General features: G+C 72.5%; 3 protein-coding genes. 2 read left to right on the top strand and 1 reads right to left on the bottom strand.

Going from position 1 to position 1,762, the window contains the following annotated elements:
- Window positions 1-388: hypothetical protein (locus tag ACIKT0_RS17845; protein ID WP_407106672.1), on the bottom strand; the 388-nt coding region annotated here is incomplete at its 3' end.
- Between the two features lie 122 nt (window positions 389-510).
- Here ACIKT0_RS17845 and ACIKT0_RS17840 point away from each other — a divergent pair.
- Window positions 511-801 carry a hypothetical protein gene (locus ACIKT0_RS17840; RefSeq protein ID WP_407106671.1) on the top strand — a complete coding sequence of 97 codons (291 nt, stop codon included), beginning with the start codon at window positions 511-513 and terminating at the stop codon, window positions 799-801.
- Window positions 802-803: 2 nt separating this feature from the next.
- Window positions 804-1,762 (top strand): thiamine pyrophosphate-binding protein (locus ACIKT0_RS17835; RefSeq protein ID WP_407106673.1); only part of this gene is annotated, 959 nt, incomplete at its 3' end.

Raw genomic sequence — 1,762 nt, 5'->3', positions numbered from 1 at the left:
GCCGATCGTGAACGCCGGGAAGACGATGTGGAACGACACCGTGAAGGCGAACTGCAGGCGGGCGAGCAGCGTCGTCACGCGACCCGAACAGGCGCTGCAGGAACGGGATCGGGAACACGGAGCGCGGCCGGGCCGCCTCGGTCGTGCGCCGCGCCTCCTGCTGGCGGCGCGTGACCTGGTCGCGCCGGTAGTACTGCATGCGCCGCTGGAAGTAGGCGTCGTCCTCGTCCACGTAGCGGCGCTGGCGCGCTGATCGCTCGGAGGGCGGCGGAGCTTCCTGGTAGCGGCGGTAATAATCCTGCGCGCCCGCCTCCGGCGCGAAGGCGAGCATCTGAGCGGCGAATATCGCCAGCAGAGCGCCCAGGACCAGCCGTTTCATACGGACCACGCTACCACGCCGCGCGCAGCCCGCAAACGGCGGCGGGGCTCACCGCCCCGTCTTGAGCCGGCGCAGCAGCGAGACGCTGGCGTAGCCCGTCGGCGGCAGCCCCTGGGCCTTCTGATAGGAAGGTGGCGCGCTCGGGCGCGCCGGACGGCGACCGCCGCTACAATCTGACCTGGATGGACCGGCTGAACCTCGAAAGCCTGGTCGCGGTCAGCCGCGCGATCTGCGCCGCTGCGCTCGCCCGCACCGACAGCCGCGGCGCGCATTTCCGCGAGGATTTCCCGGAGACCTCCGACCTTGCGACCTCGCGCTACACGGTGGTGCGCGAGCGCTCCGGCGCGCTTCAGGTCGCGACCGAGCCCGTCGCGTTCACCCGCGTCCGGCCCGGCCAGTCGCTGCTCGACGAGGCCGCGTGACCATGGAGGCGAACGCGATGCAGTCCCTGCGCGGCGCCGACATCGTGGCCCGGTCGCTCGAGCGCCTCGGGGTCACGCGGATCTTCACGCTGTCCGGCAATCACATCATGCCGATCTTCGACGCGCTGCTCGAGACCGACATCGAGATCGTGCATGTCCGCCAGGAGGCGGCGGCGGTGCACATGGCGGACGCCTGGGGCCGACTGACCGGCGAGGTCGGGGTCGCGATGGTGACCGGAGGGCAGGGGCACTCCAACGCCGCCGCCGCCCTGTTCACCGCCCAGGCGGCGGAATCGCCGCTGCTGCTGCTGTCCGGCCATGCGCCGCTGCGCGAGCTCGGCCGCGGCGCCTTCCAGGAGATGGCGCAGGCGGACATCGCCCGACCGATGACCAAGGCCTCCTGGACCTCCGCCTCGCTCGACGCCCTCGGGGACGATCTGGCGGTGGCCATGAAGCTGGCGCGCGAGGGCCGGCCCGGTCCGGTGCATCTCAGCCTGCCGAGCGATCTGCTCGAGGAACAGGCCGCCATCGGCGATTTCCGCCTGCCCGAGCCGGCGTCGGCCGGGCGGCCCCCGGCTCGGGCCGACCCGCATCTCGTCGACTCGGTCGCGCTGCGGCTCACGCAGGCCGAACGGCCGCTGATCCTTTGCGGGCCCGCGATGTGCGGCGAGCGGGGCCGGGTCGCGATGGAGGCGCTGGAGCAGGCCTCCGGCGTTCCGGTGATCGGCATGGAGAGCCCGCGCGGGGTCAACGATCCGGGCCTCGGCGCGCTCGGCGAGGTGCTCGGCGAAGCGGACCTCATCCTGCTGCTCGGCAAGCCGCTCGACTTCACGCTGAAATTCGGCGCCGCGCCCACCGTCGCCGCCGATTGCGGCTTCGTGGCGGTCGATCCCCCTTGCGCCTTTTGGCGCAGGGGTCTAAGCCTCCGCGCCGGGGACCCCCTCGCTGCGTGGCACTGCCG

It is taken from the genome of Hansschlegelia beijingensis (genome assembly GCF_045505405.1).
Lineage (GTDB): Bacteria > Pseudomonadota > Alphaproteobacteria > Rhizobiales > Methylopilaceae > Methylopila > Methylopila beijingensis_A.
Note: the sequence above shows the minus strand (reverse complement) of the source record. Positions and strands in the feature narration are given on the sequence as shown.